This is a genomic window from Arthrobacter nitrophenolicus (assembly GCF_045833485.1).
GTDB classification, from domain to species: Bacteria; Actinomycetota; Actinomycetes; order Actinomycetales; family Micrococcaceae; genus Arthrobacter; species Arthrobacter nitrophenolicus.
In genome coordinates this window covers 3,971,755-3,994,076 of the sequence record NZ_CP174504.1, presented here as the reverse complement: position 1 = coordinate 3,994,076, position 22,322 = coordinate 3,971,755, and the positions used below count along the sequence as shown (strand labels likewise).

Here is a 22,322-nt window from a genome sequence, read left to right as displayed (position 1 = left end):
TTCGGCCGGGTGTGCCCAGCTAGCCGTGGGCGGCGACGTATTCCACCAGGCCCCCCACGGTGGCCACGGCGAAATAGTCCCGCTCGGGGATGTCCACTCCCGTAGATCCGGCGATGGTTTCCACCAGGCGGAGGAAATCGAGGGAATCCAGCTCCAGGTCCTGGCGCAGCCTTGCGCCGTCGGCCAGGTCCCCGGGTTCGACGTCGGGCGCCACCTGGCCGATGGCCGCCTGCACTGCCGTTCGGGCGTCCTGCTGGTTCATAGCTCCTCCGGGGTTTGCAACAGTTCGTCGATTCGGGACAGGAAACGGCCGCCGCGCAGCCCGTTGCTGACCCTGTGGTCCGCGGACAGGGTTGCAGTGGCGGCGTGGCGGACGCCGAGCATGCCGTGATGGGCCCAGGGCTGCTCCATGACCCTGCCGAAGCCAACCATGGCCACCTGCGGCGGATAGATGACCCCGTAGACGCTCTCCACGCCGAGGTCCCCCAGGTTTGTGACGGTGATGGTCGGATCTGCCATCTCGGCCCGCTGCAGCCGCCCGGCCCGGGCCCGGTCAACGAGGTCCCGCAGCTGCTCCATGAGTTCGTCGAGCGTCAGGGCGTCCGCATCATGCAGGGCAGGCGCCACGAGCCCGCCATGGCGCAGGGCCACCGCAACTCCCAGGTGCACGGCAGTGCCGGGGTGGAATGAGCCGTCCGTGAAGAAGCCATTCATTTCCGGCACCTCCTTCGCCGCCAGCGCGGTGGCCTTGAGCAGCAATGCTGACGGAACCAGGCGCGAGGCGACAGGCCGCCCGCCGTTGGCCGACGCCATCCATGCCATCGCAGCTTCCAGGTCCAGGGTCGTGGCGAGGTAGTAGTGCGGGATTTCCTTCTTGGAGCGGGACATCAGCGCGCCCACCGCCTGCCGGAGGCTTTCCGCCTTCCCGCCCGCGGCCTCCTTCCGGCCCCGCCGTGCGCCCGTCCCGGCGCCGGCAGGTGCCGCCGCCACTGGAGGTTCCGGCGTCGGGACCGGCGGCTCAACCCGGGATCCGGCGGCTGCTTCGCGGCGCACATCCGCCTCGGTCACCGCTCCCTCCGGCCCGGTTCCGGACAGGCCCTGCAGGTTCACGCCAAACTGTTCCGCCAGCCGGCGCGCCAGCGGCGAGGAGCGCACCCGGCCGCCCCGGCCCGCGCCGGAGGAAGCCGCGTCCGGCACCCGGTCCGGGGCCGGTGCTGAAGGAACGGGCATCCTGGTGGGGGACGCTGCGGCGGCGCGTTCGACGTCGGCACGCGTCACCGCACCGTTCCTGCCGCTCCCGTGGAGCGAGCCGACGTCGACCCCCAGCGAGTGCGCCAGGTGCCGTACGGGGGGGCGGAAGCTTTGCATCCCGGTCAGCGGGAGCCCGGCCACTGGGAGCCTGGTCAGCGGAAGTCCGGTCACTGGCGGGTCGTCCGGAGGGCAGCTGCGCGGGCGTGGCGGTGATCCGGGCGATGGGCGTCCCCACATCCACCGTGTCGCCGATCTCCACGAGGAACTCGGCAACGACGCCTTCCTCAAAGGACTCAATGTCCATCACGGTCTTGTCCGTGTCCACCGCGGCAATGAGATCGCCTTTGCGGACATAGTCGCCAGGCCTGACCAGCCACTCCACCACCTTGCCGTGCTCCATGTCAGCGCCCAGGGACGGCATCCGGAACTCAGCCACGGGTACCCGCAGCTTCCCTTGCTGCAGCCACCACCCGTTCCACCGACGGCAGCGCGGCGAGCTCCATGTGCTTGGCATACGGCACGGGCACCTCCTCGCTGCAGACCCGCTGTACCGGGGCGTCCAGGTCGAAAAACGCGTGTTCGCTGATCCGGGCTGCTATCTCAGCCGAGATGCTGCCGCTGCGCCAGCCCTCGTCCACCACCACTGCCCGGTGCGTCCTGCCGACGCTGCCAAGGATGGTTGCGTCGTCGAGCGGCCGCAGGGTCCGCAGGTCGATGACCTCCGCGTCGATGCCTTCCCCTGCCAGCTGGTCAGCGGCTTCAAGCACGGCAGGAAGGGTGCCGCCGTACGTGATGAGCGTGACGCCGGTGCCCGGGCGCCGGATGGCGGCCGTGCCGATGTCCACCGGGCCGGCATCGTCCGCCAGCTCCCCGGCCACGTTGTACAGGGATCCGTGCTCAAAAATCAGGACCGGGTCCGGGTCTTCCAGCGCGGTCCAGAGCATGCCGCGGGCGTCGGCCAGCGTGGCGGGGGCCAGGATCCGCAGGCCGGGGATATGCGCGTACCAGCCTTCCAGGCTGTGCGAGTGCTGCGCGCCCAGCTGGCGTCCGGCTCCGGTGGTCATCCGGATGACGAGCGGCACGTTGAACTGTCCGCCGGACATGTGCAGGAGCGTCGCTGCGTTGTTGACGATCTGGTCCAGCGCCAGGAGGCTGAAATTGACCGTCATGATTTCGACGACGGGCCGCATCCCGCCCAGCGCGGCCCCGATGCCGGCGCCCACGAAACCCGACTCGGACAGCGGTGTATCGCGGATGCGTTCCGGCCCGAATTCCTCCAGCAGGCCAAGGCTGACGGCGAAGCCCCCGCCGTAGCGGCCCACATCCTCGCCCATCAGGAAGACCCGCCCGTCGCGTTCCAGGGCGTCGCGGAGTGCCGCGCGCAGGGCTTCCCGGTACGTGGTCTTCATCCTGCTGCCCTGCCTGCCTGGTCCGCGCCGGGCGTCCTGTCGCTGTACACGAACCGGGTTAGCTCCTCCACCGGTTCCAGGGTTCCTGCCTCGGCGAACTCGACGCCGGCTGCCATTTCCGCGTCAACGTCCGCCTGCAGCGTTTCCCAGGTTTCCGCCGGCAGTTGGCCCGCAGCGTCCATGGAATCCCGGAGCAAACGGATGGGATCGCGTTCCATCCAGCGGGCCACCTCGGCTTTCTCCCGGTAGAGTTCCGGATCGAACATTGAATGGGCGCGGAACCGGTAGGTGCGGAGCTCGAGGAAATGCGGCCCGCCGCCGGACCGGACGGCGTCAACGGCGCGCCGGGCAGTCTCCTCGACGGCGAGGACGTCCATCCCGTCCACGGCCCAGGCGGGAATCTCGTAGCCGGCGGCTTTGAGCGCGATGTCCGTTTGCGACTCCGAGCGGGCCAACGCTGTGCCCATGGCATAGAGGTTGTTCTCGCAGCAGAACAGGACGGGCAGCTGCCACAGGGCTGCCAGGTTCAGGCTTTCGTGGAATTCGCCCTCGGCCACCGCACCTTCGCCGAAGAAGCAGGCTGTCACCCGGTGCCGGCCACTCATTTTGTCAGCCAGCGCCAGTCCGACGGCGAGGGGCAGCCCGCCGGCGACGATCGCATTTCCGCCGTAGAACCGGGTAGCGGCATCAAAGAGGTGCATCGAGCCGCCCCGGCCGCGGCAGCATCCTTCAAGCCGGCCGTACATCTCGGCAAGGATGGCCCCGGCGGAGACCCCCCGCAGGAGCGCGTGGCCGTGTTCCCGGTAGGTGGCCACCACGCAGTCCTCCGCTCCCAGCGGTTCAAGGACGCCGGCGGCCACGGCCTCCTCTCCGATGTACACATGCAGGAATCCGCGGATCCTCGCGGCACTGTACAGTTCCACGCACTTTTCCTCGAGCCGGCGGATACGCAGCATCTGGCGCAGGAGGTGGCGGGCGTGGTCGGCGTCGGCGGGGCCCTGGCTGCCGCGCACTGCGGTCATGGCCGTTGCTCCGGGGCCTGCTCCAGGGTGGAGAGATCGCCCTCGGGCAGCCCGAGCTCGCGGGATTTGAGGAGCCGGCGGAGGATTTTTCCGCTGCGTGTCCTGGGCAGGGACGGGGTGAAATCGAGCAGCCGGGGAGCGACGGCGGCGCCCAGCCTCTTGCGGGCAAACCCAATAATGTCCAGGCGAAGTTCCTCTGACTGTCCATACCCCTGCCGGAGCTCCACGAATGCCTTGACCAGTTGGCCGGCCACCGGGTCAGGAACGCCAATGACCCCTGCCTCCGCCACGGCGGGGTGCTCCATCAGGCAGCTTTCCACCTCGAAGGGCCCGATCAGGTGGCCTGAAGACTTGATGACGTCGTCCCCGCGGCCCACGAACCAGTAGTAGCCGTCGGCGTCACGCCGGGCGAGGTCTCCGGTCAGGTACCAGCCCCCGGCGAAACAGCGACGGTAGCGTTCTTCCTCATTCAGGTACCCCCTGAACATCGACGGCCAGCCGGGGCGCAGCGCCAGTTCACCGATGGAGTCCGGGTCGTTGACCAGCAAGGCCTCACCGTCACGGAGCAGCGGTTTTCCGTCGGCGTCCCGCGCCACGAGTCCTGCCTCGATTCCGGGCAGGGGCCGGCCCATGGAGCCGGGGCGGATCGGCATCGCCGGGTAGTTGGCGATCATGATTCCGCCTGTCTCGGTTTGCCACCAGTTGTCGTGGACCGGCAGGCCCAGGACGTCCTGGCCCCACATGACAACCTCCGGATTCAGCGGCTCGCCCACGCTTGCCACGAACCGAAGTGCAGAAAGGTCATGCCCGGCCGCCTTGTCCGGACCCGCCTTCATCAGCATGCGCAGGGCGGTGGGGGCCGTGTACCAGACGGTCACCCGTTGTTCGGCAAGGATCCGGTACCAGCGTTCCGCGTCCAGTTCTTCCTCATCCACGACGACGGTGACACCGTGCACCAGCGGGGCGATGATGCCGTAGGACATGCCGGTCACCCAGCCCGGATCCGCAGTGCACCAGTAGATGTCATCCGGATGGAGGTCAAGGGCAAAGCGGCCGGTGGCGTAGTGGGCAGTGACGGCGTCATGGACGTGGACGGCGCCTTTGGGCGTGCCGGTCGTGCCGCTCGTGAAATGCAGGAGGGCCATGTCGTCCGGCCGGGTCACTTCGATGTCCCGCAGAGGGACGGCAGCCGCCATGAGTTCTGCAAGGTCCAGGGTTTCCGGTTCCGGCGTCCCGTCCGCGTCAACCAGGAGGACCACGTGGAGGTCGGGGAGGCTGTCCCTGAGTGGTGCCACCTTTTTGCGGTAAAGCGCCCTGGTGGTCACCAGGACGCGTGCTGCTCCAAGGTGGAGCCGCTGCCGCACCGGCTCGGGGCCGAAGGCGGAGAACAGCGGGCAGAAGACGCTGCCGTTCTTGAAGGTCCCCAGCACTGCCGCATAGAGGTCGGGGCACCTGCCCAGCAGGGAGAAGACGCGCTCGCCGCGCCGGATGCCAAGCTCCCGGAGGACGGTGGCAAATTTACCTGACTGGCCGGCGAGTTCCAGGTAGGTCAGCGACTGCACGCCGCCGTCGGCCCGGATGAAGCGGAGCGCTTCCCGTCCGCCCTGTCCACGGACCACATGGCGGTCAACGGCTTCATACGCCATGTTCAGCCCCCGGCCCCCGGGCAGCCCGGACAGCTCATTCCGGGCCTGGTCCCATGAAAAGGTTCGTCGGGTTGCCTCGTAGTCGGCGAGGTTTGGCCGCACTGCGAAGGATCCGGTGTCCTTGGTGATCGTGGGCCAGCGGGTGGGACCTGCGGTTCCAGTCCTCATCGTCCCATCAGACTCCTTGTGTGGGCGCGGAGGATAGGGTCATAGGTCCCTGCGCTTCCCTGCCCGTCCCGGGGGACAGGCCGGATAATAGTGGCCCGGCGAGGGGCGCCGTTTGTGGCCACCGGGATCACGATACCGCGGGCGACGAGTCCTGCCAGAGGCCGATGATATTCCCCTCCGTGTCCTGGAAATAGGCGTTCCAGCCAAGACCAGGCACCTCAAGCTTGCCGCGCACCGTCTTGCCGCCCGACTGCACTATGTGCTCCAGCGCCGCGTCAATGTTGTCCACCGCGATGGTGATCAGCGGAAACTTGAGCACGTCCCCGCGCCGGAAGATTAGTACTCTCGGACCAGGGCCGAATGGTCTTCCGCGGCTTAGCCTGCCTCGGGAGGGGTGACCGTACCCGCAGTGTCGCCACCGTCGACGACGAACTCGGCTCCGGTGACAAACGAAGACTCGTTGGACGCGAGGTAGAGAACCAGGCTGGCGACTTCACCCGGATGCCCCATCCTGCCGATCGCAACGCGGCTCATATCCGTCTCCACCCCGGCCGTCATTGGTGTGGAAATGACCCCGGGATGAACGGAATTGGCCCTGATCCCGTAGCGACCAAGATCGAGGGCGACACTCTTTGTCAATCCCCGCACTCCGAACTTCGACGCGGTGTAACCAGGAATCTGCTCATACCCCCGCAGGCCGGCAATCGAGGAGATGTTGATGATTGATCCTCCCTTTGATTGCTTAAGGGCCGGTATCGATGCCTTGATCCCATTGAAGGTTCCGGTGAGGTTGACGGCGATGACCGCGTTCCATTGATCCAGGGTGTAGTCCTCGATGGACGCGAAATTTACGATCCCTGCATTGTTCAAAGCCTCGACGGCGGCTTTCACCGCGGCCTCCCACTCCTGCGGGCTTGTCACGTCCAGATGGACGTAGAGGGCGCCGGAGCCCAGGCGTTCAGCGGTTTCCTTTCCTTCACCGTCCAGGACGTCGGCTATGACCACCCGGGCTCCTTCGCCGTGCAGCCTGGCGGCCACGGCGGCCCCAATACCGCGGGCGCCCCCGGTGACGAGGGCTACTTTGTCGATGACTCGTTCCATTGAGTGGTTCCTCCTTGTGATTGCAGCTTCAGACCTGGTGTGGGCCGCTTGGCGAGCCCGGTGTGGACAGGACCTTGTCCTCTCGCGGAAAGCTAGAAAGCTGCTTAGCGTGGATGGGGGAACCAAGCTGCCGCCAGGGAAGGAGACGCCTTGCGTTGGGATCTGGGGTTGACGGGGATTGCGCTCCTTGCGGCCATGTCTTTGGCATTCGGCGGTGTGGCCCATCTCATCGTCGGGAAGAGGGCGTGGCGCTGGACGTGGCTGCTCGGCGCAGCCGGCTACTTCCTTGGCGGCGTGCTGGTCAGCGAAGTGTGGTTTGGGTGGGCCACGGAAGTGGAACTGCAGCCCAACATTGACGGCCTGTCCTTCGACGAGGTCCAGCTCGTGACCTTGTTCGGAATTGTTGTTGCCGTAGTGCTCAGGTTCGTGGTGCGCCGGAAAGCCCCTCCTCCGCCACCGCCGTATTAGATGGTTGTTTTCCGGGGCGACAGGTCCTGCAAGGGCTTATGGCCTGGACCCGGCCAGGCCATAAAGGCCCTTCAGCTAGGCCCGGCTGATGGGGATCTTCGACGAGGTGGACTGTTTGGCCTGGTCGGGCATGGGGGCGCGGACCTCGAGAACGCCGTCCTTGTAGGACGCAGTCACGTCACTTTCCTGGACACCGTCGGGCAGCGGGATCCGCCGGACAAAGGACCCGTAACGGAACTCCGAACGATACGTGTCCTTTTCCTTCTGTTCCTTCTTTTCCTCCCGCTTGGCCTTGATCACCAGGGCACCCTGGGACACCGTCACGTCGACGTCCTTGTCCGGGTCGATGCCTGGCAACTCAGCCCTGACCACCACTGTGTTGCCCTCCACTATCTCCTCCACGCGAATCGCCGAGGCACCCATCTCGCTGTCAAAGAGCCGCTCGAACATGTCGAGGGGGGAGCGGCGGGTATCGAACCACTTCATCAGGTCAGTCATGTCTGCCTCCTGTTGGGTTGAGCCGGACCGTGGAATGGCCGGCACCTCCACCATCCGCCGGGTGCGCGCCGGGTTCCAGAGCCAAAAGTCCTGACTCCGGCAACGGCGTCAGGACGGGCCGATTTTCAGGACCGCGGAGCCTGTCACCCTGTCCGCGGCAAGATCCGCCAGCGCCCTGTCCGCTGCGTCGAACGGGTAGACCGTCACGGTGGGTGCCAGCGGGATCCGGGCCGCCAGCGCGAGGAATTCCCGGCCGTCTGCGCGGGTATTGGCGGTCACGCTGCGGATTTGCCGTTCATAAAAGAGTTCGGACGCGTAATCCAGAGCGGGTATGGCGCTGAGGTGGATGCCCGCGATAGCGAGGGTTCCTCCACGGTCCAGGGCGCGGAGTGCCACCGGCACCAGGTCACCCACAGGGGCAAACAGGATCGCGGCGTCAAGAGGCTCTGGCGGGACATCATAGGCATCGCCCACGAAGACCGCCCCAAGGTCCCGGGCAAGCGAACGGGCCTCCTGTGAGCGGGTCATGACGTATACGCGCGTGCCCTGGAACATTGCCAGCTGTGCGGTCAGGTGGGCCGAACTGCCAAAGCCGTAAATGCCCAGCCGGCCCCCAGGCGGAACGCTGGCCCGCTTCAGCGCGCGATAGCCGATAATGCCTGAACAGAGCAGCGGGGCCGCCTGTTCATCGGTAAAGACGGGCGGAATCGGGTAGGCAAAACTTTGGGATACTGCAAGCTGCTCGGCGTAGCCGCCATCCTTGTCCCAGCCAGTAAAGACGGGGGTGGAGCACAGGTTCTCGTCGCCGCGGAGGCAGTAGGCGCATTCGCCGCAGACCCCGCCAAGCCACGCAACCCCCACCCTGTCGCCGGTCCGGTATGCCGAATTGGCCGCCGCCTCGACGACGAAGCCCACGGCCTCGTGCCCGGGCACAACGTGGGGGTGGCGGGGTGCGAGGTCTCCTTCGGCGAGGTGCAGGTCGGTCCGGCAGATACCGCAGACGTTGACCTGGACCAGGATTTCATCAGCTCCGGGAGCCGGGCTGCTCCGATCGCCCAGCACCAGGGGATGGTTGGTCACCGGACCTGGCCGGTCCACCCACCATGCGCGCATGTTCTCCTCCTTCCGGATGCCCACTCCACCCTCGCACCACCGGCGGCGCGCAACCAGAGCCGAAGGTCACTCCCGATGCGTCCGCACGGACGGTATGCGCCCCCGCTGGTGGTGTTTCACCCCTTCGACGGCAAGGCTTCCCGCGGCTGCCGCCAGGAGGTCCGGGGCGGGCCAGTCAAGCCTGAAGAACTCCACCGCAAGCGGCACGGTGAACAACAGGGCAAGGCCGCCGTACATGCCGGCCAGAATGAGGAACTTCGGCCGGTTGAGCGGGCGGGAAACGGAGACCAGGATCCAGGCTGCAATGAGGCTGAGGGTGAGAGTGGAGGCGGTTTGGACGGCCGCCGTACTGTGTCCGCCGGTTGCGGAAGCGTAGATACTGACGCCCATCACACTGGCGGCGACGCCGACTCCGGCGGGGACAGCAAAGGCCAGGGAACGCTTGAGGAATCCAGGCTCATAACGCTGGCCGGACGGCTGCAGGGCGAGGAAGAACGCGGGCAGGCCTATGGTCAGCCCGTCGATGGCGGAGAGCTGGCGTGGCAGGAACGGGAACGGCAACAGCATGATCCCGGTCGTCAGCGCAATGAGTGTTGAATATATGGTCTTGCTCAGGAAGACCATGGACACCCGTTCGATGTTGCTGATGGCCCTGCGGCCCTCGGCAACAATGGCGGGCAGCCTGTCGAAACGGCCATCGAGCAGCACCAGCCTGGCCACCGCCTTGGTGGCGGGGGAGGCCGAGTCCATGGCGATACCCAGGTCGGCTTCCTTCAGTGCCAGGACGTCGTTGACCCCGTCGCCCGTCATGGCCACCGTATGTGCCCGTCGCTTCAGGGCCCGGATCATGTCCTGCTTCTGGGCCGGGGTGACGCTGCCGAAGACGTGGTGGGCCTCCACAACCTGCTCGAGCAGGTCCGGATCCGCGGGCAGTTTCCGTGCGTCGTAGGCCGCGCCCGTTCCGAATCCCACCTTGCCCGCGAGGACGCCCACGGTCCGGGGATCGTCACCGGAGATGATCTTCACGGTGACCCCCTGCTGCCGGAAGAAGTCCAGTGTCCTGGGTGCGTCCTCCCGCAGGTTTTCATGAAAGGTCAGCAGCAGTGCCGGCGTCGTGTGGCCGGGCACCCCGGCCGTCCCGGTGCCGGCAGCTGGAAGGCACCAGGGATTATGGACAAGTGCCAGGGTCCGCAAACCGGAAGATGCCAGCGCGGCTGCCCGGCGGTGCGCTTCCCTGCAACCGGCTGATGGACCACCCAGGAGTGCATCGGGTGCCCCCAGGATCCACGTCCCGGCGGCGCCGGACGCCGGTCCGAAGGTCACCGAACTCCACTTTTGTGCGGCAGTAAAAGGGACAGCGGACACCTCCGGCAGGGCATTCGACGCCGGAAAGGCTTCACCGATGGCGGCGGCCGTGCTGCTGGTGCCGGCGTTGGCGCCGAACCATTCCAGGGCCGCCCTCCATCCCTCCGCCGGTCCGGCACCCGCGTCATGGACGGCGTCGAAGGCAACGGAACCGGACGACAGCGTCCCGGTTTTATCAACGCACAGGACGTCCACCCTTGCCAGCACCTCCACCGCGGCGAGTTCCTGGACCAGCACCTTCTGGCGCGCAAGCCGCAGCCCGCCAACGGCAAAGGCCACGCTGGTGAGCAGCAGCAGGCCCAGGGGGATCATGGCCAGGACGCCGGCAACAGCCGCCACGGCCGTCACGGTCCACCGTCCCGGGTCCTGCATCCCCGCCCAGCCCCCGTGGGTCTGCACCTGCGCATTGATGACGAGCAGCGCCGTGGGGAGCAACAGCCACGAGACGACGGTGAAGACCCGCTCGAGCCCCCTCCGGATCTCCGACGTCACCAGGGAGAAGCGCCTTGCTTCGGAAGTAAGCCGGTAGGCGAACGTTTCCTCTCCCACTTTGACGACACGGGCCACGCCACCGCCGGCCAGTATCAGGGTCCCGGCCAGCAGCCTGTCGCCGGGATGTTTCCCCACGGGCTCGGATTCTCCGGTCAGGAAGGACTCGTCCACCTCAAGGTAGTCATCGTCAACGAGCTGCAGGTCTGCGGTGACCTGGTCCCCGGCGCCCAGCACAACAAGATCGTCGGGAACCAGGCCTGCCGCCGGAATCTCCTGCCTGACCCCGTCCCGCAGGACCCGGCTCCTCGCGGCATGCAGGACAGCCAGCTGGTCCAGCGAGCGCTTCGCACGGTACTCCTGCAAGATACCGATGACGGAATTGCCCACTGCCGACAAGCCAAACAACGCATCGCGCCATTGATCCAGGACGAACAGGAGCAGGAAACTGCACGCCACGATGCCGTTGAACAGCGTCAGGACATTGGCCCGGATAATCTGCCAGACTGTGCGGCTGGCGGCAAACGGCACGCTGTTGACACGGCCCGCCCTGGTCCGCTCCAGGACCTCGGCAGAGGAAAGCCCCCCGGGTCCGGGGTGGGAACCCCGGGCAGGGCCGGCAGCCAGCGGGCGCTTGCCTCCAGCGTCGGACATGGCCTCCTACTGGATCTACTGCTTGTGTTCGGATTTCCGCAGGTGCGTGATGATGGTGGCGCAGGGCGGCCGGGTCAGCACGGCATGGGCGGTGGATCCCAGAAGGAGCCGTCCAACGCTGCCCCTGCCCCGGCTGCCCAGCACCAGGAGCCTGGCGTTCGAGCCGGCCTGGATCAGCGCATCCGCCGGTTCCAGGACGGTCTCCAAAACCCCGTGCACCACGATGTCCGGGTACTCCTGCCTGAGCCCTGCCACAGTTTCGGACAGGACAACCTGTTCCTCCTCCAGCACATGGGCGGCAAACCTGCTGGACGGAAGCCCAGCCTTGATCCAGCGGTTGGGGCCGGTAAATGCGTAGAGGACTGTCAGTTCCTCGCCCAACGCATCCGCCTCGGCCGCGGCGAATGCCACCGCCTGGGTGGACTCCTGGGATCCGTCGACGCCGACCACGACGCCGCGCCCGCCTTCCTGCCCCGGCCCGATCACCGCGACCGGCGACTCCGCCACGGCAGCGGCCTGCAGTGCCCTGTCCGTCAGTGCGCCGCGTGCGTGGCCGCTGGATCCCAGGACCAGCATGGCCGCGTTCTTCGAATAATCGCCCAGTGAAGCTCCAATCGCCCCCTCAAGCAGTTCGAGCGAAACCTGCAGCCCCGGCTGCATTTCGTGCACGCGTTCCCCGACTTCCTTGAGCATGTCAAGGCCCGACTGTCGCAGGACGTCAACGTAGGGGAGGGCTTCCCCTACTATCCACCGGTCATCCAGGACATGCAGTACAACCAGGGGAACTTTGTGCTTCTTTGCCCGGGCAGCCGCCCAGGCCACGGCAGCGTTGGAGGCCGAAGATTCGGTGATGCCGACGGCGATCGGCTTGCCTGTTTCCATGATGGATCACACTTTCTGGCGTTGATTGTGGCGGCGGATGGGGGAATCAGGCAGTTTCGCCAGTTGCTGCGTCGAGGGGCGGCCACCAGTGCGTGGGTGGTGCGATCACAAACCGCCGGCCGCTGATGTCCGCGGGAGTTATGCGGATGAGGATGTTCTTCTGACCCGGCTGCCATGGGGACAGGCCGGCGTCCATGGCGTCCAGGACTTCTTCGGTGTCCGTGACAATGGCAGCCTGTCCCTTCACCACAACGCTCCAGGCGATGGTGCCGTACTGGTTCATGCCGTCAGTTTCCACGGCCACCACTGTCCGGCCGGGAAGCGAACCGAGTTTGGATCCTTCGCCGGTACGGATCAGGAGGGTTCCGTTGGTGGGGACGTAGTTGGCCGGGAAGATTTCCACCGTTTGGCCGCTGGTGAATGCGACCCGGCAGAGGGAAGTGGAGCGGAGGTACCTCCAGCAGTCGTGGACTCCCAGGTTCTCGATTTCAGGTTTGGCTGCAGCTGTATCCATGGCCGTAGCCTAGGTCGCGGAACCGGTCCGGGATAGGGAAGAAGGTCCTGCCGAATCAACCGGCCTGTCAGCACCTTCCGGCGGCGGCCCGGCGGGCTGTATCGGGCCGCCACCTGATCTTCTACACTGGTCCCATATATCCCTTCTTGACACAGGAGGGACTGTTCTTCCCGGCGGCGCTGCGCGCTCTACCGGTCTTTTCGATGGGCAAGGGCTGCGACGAGGCAGCCGTTCGCCGCAGGAGGTAAGGGACATGAGCAATGACCGGCCCTGGCAGTCCCCGATCAAGGAAAGAGCGGAGGACCTTCTCCGCGAGTTCGTTGCCCGCGCTGACGAGCTGCTGGATACCCAGGAACGGATCAACGGCCTGCTCGGGGCGGTGGTGGCGCTTGCGGAGGACCTCAGCCTGGAAGCTGTGCTGGACCGCGTGGTGCAGTCCGCCTGCGTTCTGGTTGGGGCAAGGTACGGCGCCCTGGGAGTCATCGGGGAAGACCGCAAGCTGAGCCACTTCATCACGGTGGGGATCGATGAGGAGGGCATCAGGTCCATCGGGGACCTGCCCACGGGCCACGGCGTCCTGGGGCTGCTGATCCGCGAGCCAACGCCGCTGCGGCTGCATGACCTCGGCCAGCATCCGATAGCATCAGGCTTTCCCTCGAACCACCCTCCCATGAAGACTTTCCTGGGGGTCCCGGTGCGGGTCAGGGACGAGGTCTTTGGCAACCTCTACCTTACGGAGAAGAACGGCGGCCAGGATTTCACGCCCGAGGATGAAGACCTTGCGGTCGCGTTGGCCGCAGCCGCCGGGGTGGCGATCCAGAACGCACGCCTCTTCGAAGACAGCAAGCGCCGCCAGAAGTGGCTGGAGGCAGGGATGGAGCTCAGCACCCGCCTCATCATGGCCTCCCATGCGGCCGATGAAGCTGCCTTGGACCTCGTCCTGGAAACCGCTTTGGAAGTTTCCGATTCCTCCCTTGCGGTGGTGGTGGCGGGCCCGGCCGGTGAGGGGGTCCTGAGGTGCAGGGCGTCGCTTGGGGCCCAGAGCCTCCAGGCGGGCCAGGAGCTCAAGGCGTCCGAAGTGGTTGCCAAAGTCCTCGAAACGGGTGAGTCCCTGGTGGCCCGGGACCCGCACGAGGTCTTCGACGAAGAGGTCACGGAAAAACTGGGACCGGTCCTGGTCTGTGCCCTCGGCCATCCAGGCAGTGCCAACGGCGCCCTGCTGCTTGCCCGTCCCAGGGGATCAACGGTCTACGCCCAATCGGACATCGACTCCAGCGCGCTCTTCGGGAGCAGAATCGGCCTGGCACTTGACCTGGCGCGGGTCAACGCACTCCGCGAACAGAACCTGCTGTTCACTGACCGGGAACGCATCGCCCGGGACCTGCACGACCTCGTGATCCAGCGCCTCTTCGCAGCCGGCCTTAGCATCCAGAGCCTGCGGCGCTACACCCTCGATCCCGTCGCCAACGACCGCATTGCAGCTGTCACCTCGGAACTGGATGACACCATCCGGAAATTGCGGGACACCATCTACTCCCTCCGGACGGGCGAGGAGGAGCGGGAGCCCCTCACCGGCCGGATCCTGCGGATCATCCGGGACAATTCGCTCAGCTACCCTGTGGACCCCGCAGTGTCCCTCATCGGGCCGGTGGATTCGGTGCGGGAGGATCTTGCCGCGCACCTGCTGCCTGTCCTTACCGAGGGCCTGAGCAACGCGTTGAGGCATTCCGTGGCCGGCGCGATCGATGTTGCGGTGACCGTCACGCCGGACCAGGTCCAGCTGGTCATCAGCGACAACGGCCAGGGTTTCGAGGAGCCGGACAAGACGAGCGGACTGGCGAATATGCGGCGCCGGGCCGGGCTGCTGGGCGGCACCTGTTCCATTGAAAGTGCCCCCGGCGAGGGCACCCGGGTGACGTGGTGTGTCTCCCGCACCTGACCGCAGATTGCCACAGTACTAGCGCTTAGGACGCGTCCGAAATGTTCCGGGTGACATAGACCGCGGCCTGGGTCCGCCGTTCAAACCCCAGCTTCGCGAGGATTGAGGAGACGTAGTTCTTCACGGTCTTTTCCGCCAGGAACAGGTCATCCCCTATTTGCCGGTTCGTCAGGCCCTGCCCGATCAGGGCCAGGACTTTCTTCTCCTGCGCGCTGAGGGCCTCCAGGCGGGGGTCTGTCGGCGCATTGGACAGGCCTGCCATGACCCGCTGCTCCACCCCCGGTTCAAAGAGTGACTCACCTGCTGCAGCCCTGCGGATTCCGCTGAGGAGGTCATCGCTCCTGATCTGCTTGAGGATGTAGCCCGATGCCCCGGCGAGGACCGCGCCGCGAAGTGCCTGCTCGTCGTCGTAGCTTGTCAGGATCAGGCAGCGCAGGCGGGGATCAAGGGAACGCACGTCGCGGCATACCTCAATGCCGGTGCCGTCCGGAAGGCGCCCGTCCAGGATGGCGATGTCCGGGTGCAGGGCGGGTATCCGGCGCGTGGCCTCGGCCGCCGACCCGCTTTCGCCCACCACAAGGAAGCCCTCCCCTTCGAGCAGATCCTTGAGTCCCTGCCTGACGAGTTCGTGGTCATCGAGGATGAACACCCGGACAGGTCCTTGGGGTTCCGGACTGTTTCCCGGCCCCGTCTCTTCCCTTTGCACGCTGCACTCCCAATTGTTCCGGCCCCCAGCCTGCACCTTCTGTGCGGGGCAGCCCTCCCGGAAGGGGGCTGATCCCATTCTTTCCTGTACCGGCCACCTCTGGAAGGGACCAAAGTCCAGTCCTATCCCGCGGCGCCTGACAATGGCCGCACCCTGGTCAGCATGACGTCCATGAAGACGTCCTGGTTGTCGGCGCTGCCCAGGCCGTGTCCGCCGTCGAGCCAGACCAGCTCCTTGTGTGGCGCTGCCAGCATGGTGTAATACTCCTCGACCAGGGGTGCCATCGCGTTGACGTCATACCGGCCGACGAAGAAGAACACCGGTATGTCCAGGACCGGAGCGTCTTTGACGAAGTCCAGGTGCTCCAGTTGGGGATATACGGCGTTGAAGGAGTTGACCAGTCCGCGGGTGTGGTTGATCTTGTCGATGTAGCCGTACTCCGGGACAAAGAACGGGATGACCGGCACGATGAGGGAGTAGCGGGGCGTCCCCATGATGTCGTTGAGCACGTCGAGGTAGTCGACGTAAGGGGCCACTAAGTTGTCCCCGCCATAAGGGGGTGGACCGTTGCGGCGCAACTTCTCCGCGCTTCCGGTATCGCCCTGCTCCTCAAGGTGCCGCAGGGCGCGTTCGTAACCCAGGCGGTCGTTTTCGACGGTGTTCACCATCTGGCCGCTGCTGATAAACGCGTGATAGAGCTCTGGATGCTCCTGGACCAGCCAGATGCCGACGATGCTGGACCACGAGACCCCGTAGAGGTAGATCCTTTCCTGGTTGAACCGGTTGCGCAGCAGTTCCGTGAGGGCAGCGGCGTCCGCCACGAACCGCTCCCTGTCCAGCTCCTCAAACGGCACGGCGCCGTAGGACTTGCCCGTCCCCGGCTCGTCCCAGCTGACCACGGTGAAGTGCTCCTCCAGAGTCCGGAACTCCATCGCGTTGAAGAACCCGCCGCCGCCCGGGCCTCCCATCCCCAGGTTGAGGAGCACGGGGTTGGCCGTGTCGTGTCCGCGGATGGTGACCCACTGCCGCGTGCCGTTCAGCTCAACTTCCTCCATGCTGGCTATGCTGCCGGGCAGTGGCCGTCCGTCCCGGTCCAGGATGGGAGGCGTCGCAGCGAAGGCCTGCGACGCGGCCACGGCCGCTGCCGCGAGCAGCGCCGTGGCTGCGAGGCCATAGAGCTTGTCCTTCGCCTTCTGCCGGCGGAGGACGATCCAGGCGACGGCGGCCAGGCAGGCCAGGAGCAGCGCAAGCCACAGCGGGAGCGGCACCGCCGTGGTCAGCGGCAGGAGCAGTACCGGCAAAGACAGGACGACGGCGGCCACCAGCGCCAGGGCCGTGGTCAAGGTGGCAGACCGGCGGGATGCCGGGCCAACCCGTTGAGCATCCATGCTTACTCCTCGAAGAGAACGTTGATCTCCTCAGCCTGCGGCCGGGAGCAGCGCGGCTGTAGGGGCGAAAGTCATCCTGTACGGGTATGCGGGCCAGGTCGGGGCGGTGACCTTCGGCCCTACCCGGGCAAGCCTGGCCTGCGCCAGTCTGGGGGAGAAGCGTCATAAAGGATGGGAAGCTGATGACTGCAACCGAGGGGCCCAGGATCATTGCCGGGGTGGATGGATCCGAGGCGTCCGTTGAGGCGCTGCGCGTTGCGGCCACACTGGCGGAACCACTCGGAGCCACAGTGGAAGCGTGGGCCTGCTGGGATGTCCCGGCCGGGTACGGGGTGTACTTGGCGGTAAGTATTGAAGGTTTCAAATATGCCGCCGAACAAGTGTTGCAGCAGGCGCTCACTGATGCTTTTGGTGACGAGCGGCCCTCCCGGGTCCGCCCGCGGCTGGTGCGTGGCAAACCCGGCCACCTGCTGATTGACGGGAGCCGGAGCGCCCTGCTCCTCGTTGTCGGACGTCGCGGGCACGGAGGCTTCGTACCCGGGTCGGTGAGCTCCGCGTGCGTGAGCCATGCACACTGTCCCGTCCTGGTGGTGCACACACCGGAGACGGCCACTGCCCGGGGGGCGGAAAAGCAAGCCGCAGCCGATGCTCCTCAGTGATGGCCGGCGTCGTGCGCGTGCCCGTGTCCGTGGCGGACGGCGGACTCTCCCGTCAGCTCGTGGAGTCCCTCCACCGACCCGGCAAGCGACAGTCCTGGTGATTCAGCGATGAACGGCAGCAGGAGGCGGTTCTCCTTGTCCAGGTGGAGGGCGAAGATCCGCTGGATGAGGCTTCCGGCAATGGCGGCCTGAACACCGGTGGCTGTCCGCAGTTCGTCCACCAGTTCCACGATGACCCGGTGCTCCGCGAGCATCCCTTCCACCAGGAGCTTTCCCTCCGGCAGTGCTCGCGGCCCCTCATACAGCAGGCCCTCCTCCGCAAGGGCGTGGGGCACCAGGTCGCTGTCGCACCAGTCGAGCAGCGCGGCCTGTGCCCTTTCCCCGGCGGGGGAGTCACCCGCCTCGAGGGCCTCCACCAGGAGGCCAACCAGCCCGTTGAGCTGTTTCAGCATGTCAGCGTGGTGGGTTTCGACATCCTGGAGTGCCCTGGCTTCGACGGCGGCATCCTTGGCTGTATTCATTGCTCGGCGTTCCGTTCCTCGTGATCTTTACGGTGGCCTGGACGTCTGCTGACCCAACGGATGTTCCGGCTGGTCCAGTAGCCGGCGGCACACATGATGCCGAATCCGATGATGCCCAGGAGCGGAACCTGCAACAGCTGGCCGGTCACCAGGATGAGCAGCCCGGCCAGGATCGCTGCCGCTCCGCTGCGAAGGTGCCTCCTGCCGGGAGCGGTAAACGCATCGCTGCCCAGCAGCAGGGCAAGTTTCGGATCGTCCAGCTCCAGCCGGCTGCTGATCCTGTCGAGTTCCCGTTTCTCGAATTCCGAGAGTGCCACGGCGGTCTCCAAGCTTGTGCGTTGTCATCCGAACACGGCCTGGCGTGCAGGCCGGTTCCCTTCCATCATCCGGCCGGAGGGCAAGGGGCGGCAGAGCCATTGGTCCCAACTTGGCCGTAAGGTATCCGGCGCCGGCCGGGGCTTTTGGCACTTGTTGGGCCGGGCGGATGGGGCAACCCTTGGAGAACCGGAAGCACGAGCTCCGGCTGGCGACGTACGCCTTCCGAGGAGGTTCCGTGAAGTCCCGCGTGAACGCGTTCCTGGTCCGCTGGGTGGGATGGGTGACGTTGGGTGAGAGCCTGGGTTTTCTTGGCCCGGTAGTTGCCCAGCTCACCGCGGCCGCGTTCCTGCCGGACGGAATGCTGCTGCTGGTGCTTGGCGGGGTTGTGGAAGGTGCCGTCCTGGGCTGGTTCCAGGCGCACGTGCTCCGCGGCCGGCTTCCGGCCGTTTCCGTCCGCCGGTGGGTGGGCCTCACTGCGCTGGCAGCTGCGATTGCCTGGACACTGGGGCTGTTCCCGGCCGCCACCGATGCCTGGCAGGAATGGCCCGCGGCCGCACAGATCGGCGGCGCGTCCGTGGCAGGAGTCCTCCTGCTGGGGTCAATCGGGTTTGCCCAGTGGATTGAGTTGCGCAGGCACGTGGCGGGAGCCTGGCGGTGGATAGCCGGAAGTGCTGCAGCCTGGGCTGCGGGCCTGGCAGTTTTCTTTGCCGTGTCCACCCCGCTCTGGCAGCCGGGGCAGGAACAGTGGCTTGTGGCGGCGATCGGTGTTGTGGCGGCAGTCCTGATGGCGTTCACCATGGCCGTGATCAGCGGGGTGGTCCTGATGCGGATCCTTCCGGACCGGCCGTGATGGCATCCCGGACAAAGATTGTCCGGCGGGCGGAAGCTGCGGCGTTTACTCGAATCCGGCCCGCGTGACGTCGTCCAGCGTGGTGTGCCACATCATGGGCGCTGTCAAGGAAAAACGCCGGCCGGTCACGGACTCGGGCACTATCCGGACGAGGTGTTCCTGCCCTACGCCCTGCCAAGGAAACAGCCCGCGCCGGATCTCGTCCAGCGCCGCCCCGGTCGGCTGGGTTTCAACCGCTTTCCCCTTGACCACCACGCTCCAGGCCAGGCCGAACTGCGCGCTCACCGCATCCGCCTCCAGGGCAACGGTGGAATCGGACTGGATAGCCTGTTGCTTGGTTCCACCGCCAGTCCTGAAGATCAATGTCTGATCCTCCACTTTGAAGTTGACGGGGAAGACATCAGGGTGGCCGTCCACGATGACGGCCAGCCTGCCCACCGTCGTCTCCGCCAGGAGTGTCCAGCACTCTTCGGGATCGAGTATCTCTGCCTCAGGCACGTTGTTCTTGTCGCTCATGTGGCCCAGCGTAGGCCGTTTTCCCGGCCGCAGACAGGGCCCAAAGGCCCGGAGGCTGCGTCGCCACGGCTTCGTCTAGAAGCCTGTTCGCCGGAAGCGCTTGTCCACGGCAACAACCAGGGAGGCAAGCAGCGCGATGCCGAGGATCCGCAGCCAGGTTTCAGGGTTGATGGGGGCGGTATGGAAGAGCCCGTTCATCAGCGGAGAGTAGGTGATGGCAAGCTGGCCCGCCATCTGGAGAACCACGCCCAGTACGATCCACGGATTGGCAAAAACCCCCACCCGCCACGCCGGCCTTGTCAGGGAACGGCAGCTGAACAGGTAGAACAGCTCCACCGCAACGAAGAGGTTGACCGCCGCCGTCCTGGCTTCTGCCAGGGACGCGCCGCCGGCGAGCTCGAGCTCGAAAATCCACCACGTACCGGCAACCAGGAGGACCGAAACCAGGATGATGCGCACGGTCAGCACCCAGGTGAGAAGCGGCCGGTCGGGCTTCCTGGGCGGCCGGGACATGATGCCGGGTTCTTTCGGCTCGAACGCGAGCATCAGGCCCAGTGCCACGGCGGTGGTCATGTTGATCCAGAGGATCTGCGTGGGCAGGATGGGAAGCGTTCCGCCGATCAGGATGGCTACCAGGATCACCAGGCCCTCGCCCATGTTCGTGGGCAAGGTCCAGACGATGAACTTGGTCAGGTTGTCAAAGACGTTCCGGCCTTCTTCGACAGCGGCTTCGATCGTGGCGAAGTCGTCGTCCGTGAGGACGATGTCCGCGGCTTCCTTGGCCGCCTCCGTTCCCGAACGGCCCATGGAGACGCCGACGTCGGCCTGGCGCAAGGCGGGCGCGTCATTGACGCCGTCGCCGGTCATCGCCACCACATGGCCCCTGGACTGGAGCGCCCCAATCAGGCGCAGTTTCTGCTCAGGAGACACGCGTGCGAAGACGTTCGTCTGCTCCACCGCGTCCGGCAGCTGGTGTTCCGGAATGGCGTCCAGCAAGGAACCCGTCAGGGCCCGGCTGCCTTCCCCGCTGGTCCGCAGGCCGACGGCGTCGGCAATGGAGAGCGCCGTGCCCACATGATCGCCGGTGATCATCTTCACCCCCACCCCTGCGTCATGGCAGGCCCGCACGGACGCCGCCGCCGCGTTCCTCGGCGGATCAAGCATTGCCTGGAGCCCGGTGAGGGTAAGGCGGCCCTCCAGGACTTCTTCCGCGAGCGGACCGGCGTCCTTCGGGAGGTGCATCATTGCGGTGGCAAGCACGCGCAGGCCGGTACGGGTCAGGCCATGCACCGCCTCCAGGACTTCCTGCCGGCGGATTGGAGCCGGCCTGCCGCTGGGGTCCAGCTGGGTGCCGCAAAGCTCGAGCACCCGCTCCACGGCCCCCTTGACCAATACTGTCCCGCCCTGGCCCGGAAGGGCGGGGGAGTGGAGGGTCGCCATGTATTGCCGTTCGGAGGTGAACGGCAGGGTTCCGCGGCGGGGGTTTGCCGCCAGGAATTCCGCGACGTCGATGCCGCCCTTGCCGGCCACCACCAGCATCGCCGCCTCGGTGGGGTCGCCCTGGGCCTGCCACAGCTGCCCGTCAAGGACGATTTTGGCGTCGTTGCAGGCGCCTCCAGCCAGGAGGGACCAGTAGAGTGCTGCGTCCTGCGTTGACTCCGGCTCCACGGCGGCCCCTTCGGGCGCGCCTTTCCCCGCTGCGGAGATCCGGCCTGCAGGACCGTAGCCGGAACCGGAGACGTCGTAGCTGGCGGAGGGGGTCCACAGAGCCCGCACCGTCATCTGGTTCTCCGTGAATGTACCGGTCTTGTCGGAGCAGATCACCGTGGTGCTGCCGAGGGTTTCCACCACGGGCAGGCGGCGCACTACCGCCCGCCGCCTGGCCATCCGGCGGACACCAATGGCAAGCGTTACCGTAACGGCGGCCGGCAAGCCTTCGGGGATGGCCCCCACTGCGAGCGCGACGGCGGCGGTGAAGGTTTCCGCCGGCTGCTGGCCGCGCACCACCCCCGCCGCGAACGCCAGCGCGGCGAGGGCCAGGATGGCAACCGTGAGCGTCGAACTGAACCGGGCAAGCTTCCTGGTCAGCGGGGTGGCCACGGTCTGTACCGCCCCCATGAGCCGGTGGATTTCGCCGAGCTCAGTTTCACCGCCGATGGCGACGACGATGCCCTCGCCGGTGCCTGCGGTCACCAGGGTCCCGCTGTAGACCATGTTCCGCCGGTCGGCCACGGGGGTGCCTACCGGCAGCACCACCTCGTCCTTGGACACCGCTTCGGATTCCCCGGTGAGGGCGGACTCATCAACCCGCAGGCCGGAGAGGCGGACAAGGCGCAGGTCCGCCGGCACTTTGTCCCCCGCTTCGAGGAGTACCAGGTCCCCCGGGACGAGGTCCTCGGACGGTATCTCCTGCCTCTGCCCGTCCCGCAACACCACCGCGGCGGTCCGTACCAGCGAATGGAGGGCATCCAGCGCCGCTTCCGCGCGGGTTTCCTGGACAAAGCCGATGAGCGTATTGACGAGCACCACGGCCAGGATCACGCCGGAATCCAGGTATTCGCCCAGGACACCCGTGACGGCGGCTGCGGCCAGCAGCACGTAGACCAGGGGATTGTTGAACTGGCGCAGCAGCTTGCGCCACATCCCTCCCCGTTTGGACCGGGGAAGCATGTTGGCGCCAAACTGCGAGCGCCGCCGCGACACCTGGCCGGGGCCGAGGCCCTTGGTGATATCCGTTTCAAGAAGGAGCACCACTTCGTGCACGGGCAGGGTGTGGTGGTCCGAAACCGGAGCGGCCTTCCTGCCCGCAGAGTTGGCCTGCCTGGCTCTTTCCATGGTTCCCTTC

At 66.5% G+C, this 22,322-nt stretch carries 22 protein-coding genes and 2 pseudogenes; 4 read left to right on the top strand and 20 right to left on the bottom strand.

The annotated features are described in order from the left end of the window. Positions 1–19: 19 nt before the first annotated feature. The 9 genes and pseudogenes from ACJJV6_RS18475 to ACJJV6_RS18435 form a co-directional block, all read right to left on the bottom strand. A complete protein-coding gene (locus ACJJV6_RS18475) occupies positions 20–262 on the bottom strand; it encodes an acyl carrier protein (protein WP_407709507.1) in 243 nt (80 codons plus the stop codon). Next, positions 259–1,278: a dihydrolipoamide acetyltransferase family protein gene (locus ACJJV6_RS18470; RefSeq protein ID WP_407710521.1), complete on the bottom strand. Its 1,020-nt coding sequence runs from the start codon at positions 1,276–1,278 to the stop codon at positions 259–261. Before ACJJV6_RS18470 ends, ACJJV6_RS18475 begins: the two co-directional genes overlap by 4 nt. A gap of 24 nt (positions 1,279–1,302) precedes the next feature. Next, a pseudogene (locus tag ACJJV6_RS18465) lies at positions 1,303–1,368 on the bottom strand (hypothetical protein); the annotation flags it as partial. A gap of 154 nt (positions 1,369–1,522) precedes the next feature. Beyond that, positions 1,523–1,651: pseudogene (locus ACJJV6_RS18460) on the bottom strand (biotin/lipoyl-containing protein); the annotation flags it as partial. 28 nt (positions 1,652–1,679) lie between these two features. After that, a complete protein-coding gene (locus ACJJV6_RS18455; RefSeq protein WP_407709506.1) occupies positions 1,680–2,660 on the bottom strand; it encodes an alpha-ketoacid dehydrogenase subunit beta in 981 nt (326 codons plus the stop codon). Beyond that, complete coding sequence (gene pdhA / locus ACJJV6_RS18450) at positions 2,657–3,682, bottom strand: pyruvate dehydrogenase (acetyl-transferring) E1 component subunit alpha (protein ID WP_407709505.1); 1,026 nt, start codon at positions 3,680–3,682, stop codon at positions 2,657–2,659. The genes ACJJV6_RS18455 and pdhA overlap by 4 nt, the downstream gene beginning before the upstream one ends. Continuing rightward, on the bottom strand, positions 3,679–5,496 hold the full coding sequence (gene acsA / locus ACJJV6_RS18445; protein WP_407709504.1) for an acetate--CoA ligase: 1,818 nt from the start codon (positions 5,494–5,496) through the stop codon (positions 3,679–3,681). Before acsA ends, pdhA begins: the two co-directional genes overlap by 4 nt. Positions 5,497–5,623: 127 nt before the next feature. Continuing rightward, entirely contained in the window at positions 5,624–5,815 is a 192-nt protein-coding gene (locus ACJJV6_RS18440) for a VOC family protein (protein ID WP_009359241.1), read from the bottom strand. A gap of 56 nt (positions 5,816–5,871) precedes the next feature. Continuing rightward, on the bottom strand, positions 5,872–6,597 hold the full coding sequence (locus ACJJV6_RS18435; RefSeq protein WP_407709503.1) for an SDR family oxidoreductase: 726 nt from the start codon (positions 6,595–6,597) through the stop codon (positions 5,872–5,874). Between the two features lie 150 nt (positions 6,598–6,747). Between ACJJV6_RS18435 and ACJJV6_RS18430 the strand changes: the two genes are divergently transcribed. Further along, entirely contained in the window at positions 6,748–7,065 is a 318-nt protein-coding gene (locus ACJJV6_RS18430) for a hypothetical protein (RefSeq protein ID WP_240684963.1), read from the top strand. A gap of 75 nt (positions 7,066–7,140) precedes the next feature. Here the strand turns inward: ACJJV6_RS18430 and ACJJV6_RS18425 are convergent, their stop codons facing one another. The 5 genes from ACJJV6_RS18425 to ACJJV6_RS18405 all read right to left on the bottom strand — a co-directional run bounded on the left by ACJJV6_RS18425 (position 7,141) and on the right by ACJJV6_RS18405 (position 12,580). Further along, positions 7,141–7,563, bottom strand: coding sequence for an Hsp20/alpha crystallin family protein (locus ACJJV6_RS18425; protein WP_133347328.1), 423 nt, complete (start codon positions 7,561–7,563; stop codon positions 7,141–7,143). 108 nt (positions 7,564–7,671) lie between these two features. Continuing rightward, positions 7,672–8,676: a zinc-dependent alcohol dehydrogenase family protein gene (locus tag ACJJV6_RS18420; protein WP_407709502.1), complete on the bottom strand. Its 1,005-nt coding sequence runs from the start codon at positions 8,674–8,676 to the stop codon at positions 7,672–7,674. A 66-nt stretch (positions 8,677–8,742) separates the two neighbouring features. Continuing rightward, a complete protein-coding gene (locus ACJJV6_RS18415) occupies positions 8,743–11,184 on the bottom strand; it encodes an HAD-IC family P-type ATPase (protein ID WP_407709501.1) in 2,442 nt (813 codons plus the stop codon). 15 nt (positions 11,185–11,199) lie between these two features. Then, the gene (locus tag ACJJV6_RS18410; protein ID WP_407709500.1) at positions 11,200–12,066 is read right to left on the bottom strand and encodes a universal stress protein; all 867 of its coding nucleotides are present in this window, start codon (positions 12,064–12,066) and stop codon (positions 11,200–11,202) included. Positions 12,067–12,112: 46 nt separating this feature from the next. Continuing rightward, entirely contained in the window at positions 12,113–12,580 is a 468-nt protein-coding gene (locus ACJJV6_RS18405; RefSeq protein WP_009359248.1) for a pyridoxamine 5'-phosphate oxidase family protein, read from the bottom strand. A 253-nt stretch (positions 12,581–12,833) separates the two neighbouring features. On the opposite strand from ACJJV6_RS18405, the gene ACJJV6_RS18400 reads away from it, so the two are divergent. Continuing rightward, positions 12,834–14,519, top strand: a complete 1,686-nt coding sequence (locus ACJJV6_RS18400; protein ID WP_407709499.1) for a GAF domain-containing protein — start codon at positions 12,834–12,836, stop codon at positions 14,517–14,519. A gap of 25 nt (positions 14,520–14,544) precedes the next feature. On the opposite strand, the gene ACJJV6_RS18395 is transcribed toward ACJJV6_RS18400, so the two are convergent. Then, positions 14,545–15,168 (bottom strand): response regulator transcription factor, encoded by a 624-nt coding sequence (locus tag ACJJV6_RS18395; protein ID WP_009359249.1) that lies wholly within the window; start codon positions 15,166–15,168, stop codon positions 14,545–14,547. Between the two features lie 179 nt (positions 15,169–15,347). Then, positions 15,348–16,613: an alpha/beta hydrolase gene (locus ACJJV6_RS18390; protein ID WP_009359250.1), complete on the bottom strand. Its 1,266-nt coding sequence runs from the start codon at positions 16,611–16,613 to the stop codon at positions 15,348–15,350. A gap of 182 nt (positions 16,614–16,795) precedes the next feature. Between ACJJV6_RS18390 and ACJJV6_RS18385 the strand changes: the two genes are divergently transcribed. Further along, positions 16,796–17,272: a universal stress protein gene (locus tag ACJJV6_RS18385; RefSeq protein ID WP_009359251.1), complete on the top strand. Its 477-nt coding sequence runs from the start codon at positions 16,796–16,798 to the stop codon at positions 17,270–17,272. Here the strand turns inward: ACJJV6_RS18385 and ACJJV6_RS18380 are convergent. Beyond that, positions 17,266–17,793: a hemerythrin domain-containing protein gene (locus ACJJV6_RS18380; RefSeq protein WP_009359252.1), complete on the bottom strand. Its 528-nt coding sequence runs from the start codon at positions 17,791–17,793 to the stop codon at positions 17,266–17,268. The genes ACJJV6_RS18385 and ACJJV6_RS18380 overlap by 7 nt on opposite strands. After that, positions 17,790–18,110, bottom strand: a complete 321-nt coding sequence (locus tag ACJJV6_RS18375) for a DUF3040 domain-containing protein (protein WP_009359253.1) — start codon at positions 18,108–18,110, stop codon at positions 17,790–17,792. Before ACJJV6_RS18375 ends, ACJJV6_RS18380 begins: the two co-directional genes overlap by 4 nt. A 236-nt stretch (positions 18,111–18,346) precedes the next feature. Between ACJJV6_RS18375 and ACJJV6_RS18370 the strand changes: the two genes are divergently transcribed. After that, complete coding sequence (locus ACJJV6_RS18370; protein WP_235047070.1) at positions 18,347–18,961, top strand: hypothetical protein; 615 nt, start codon at positions 18,347–18,349, stop codon at positions 18,959–18,961. A gap of 45 nt (positions 18,962–19,006) precedes the next feature. Here the strand turns inward: ACJJV6_RS18370 and ACJJV6_RS18365 are convergent, their stop codons facing one another. Both ACJJV6_RS18365 and ACJJV6_RS18360 read right to left on the bottom strand, forming a co-directional pair. Then, the gene (locus tag ACJJV6_RS18365) at positions 19,007–19,477 is read right to left on the bottom strand and encodes a pyridoxamine 5'-phosphate oxidase family protein (protein WP_009359255.1); all 471 of its coding nucleotides are present in this window, start codon (positions 19,475–19,477) and stop codon (positions 19,007–19,009) included. 75 nt (positions 19,478–19,552) lie between these two features. Next, the gene (locus ACJJV6_RS18360; protein WP_354176024.1) at positions 19,553–22,312 is read right to left on the bottom strand and encodes an HAD-IC family P-type ATPase; all 2,760 of its coding nucleotides are present in this window, start codon (positions 22,310–22,312) and stop codon (positions 19,553–19,555) included. Positions 22,313–22,322: the final 10 nt, after the last annotated feature.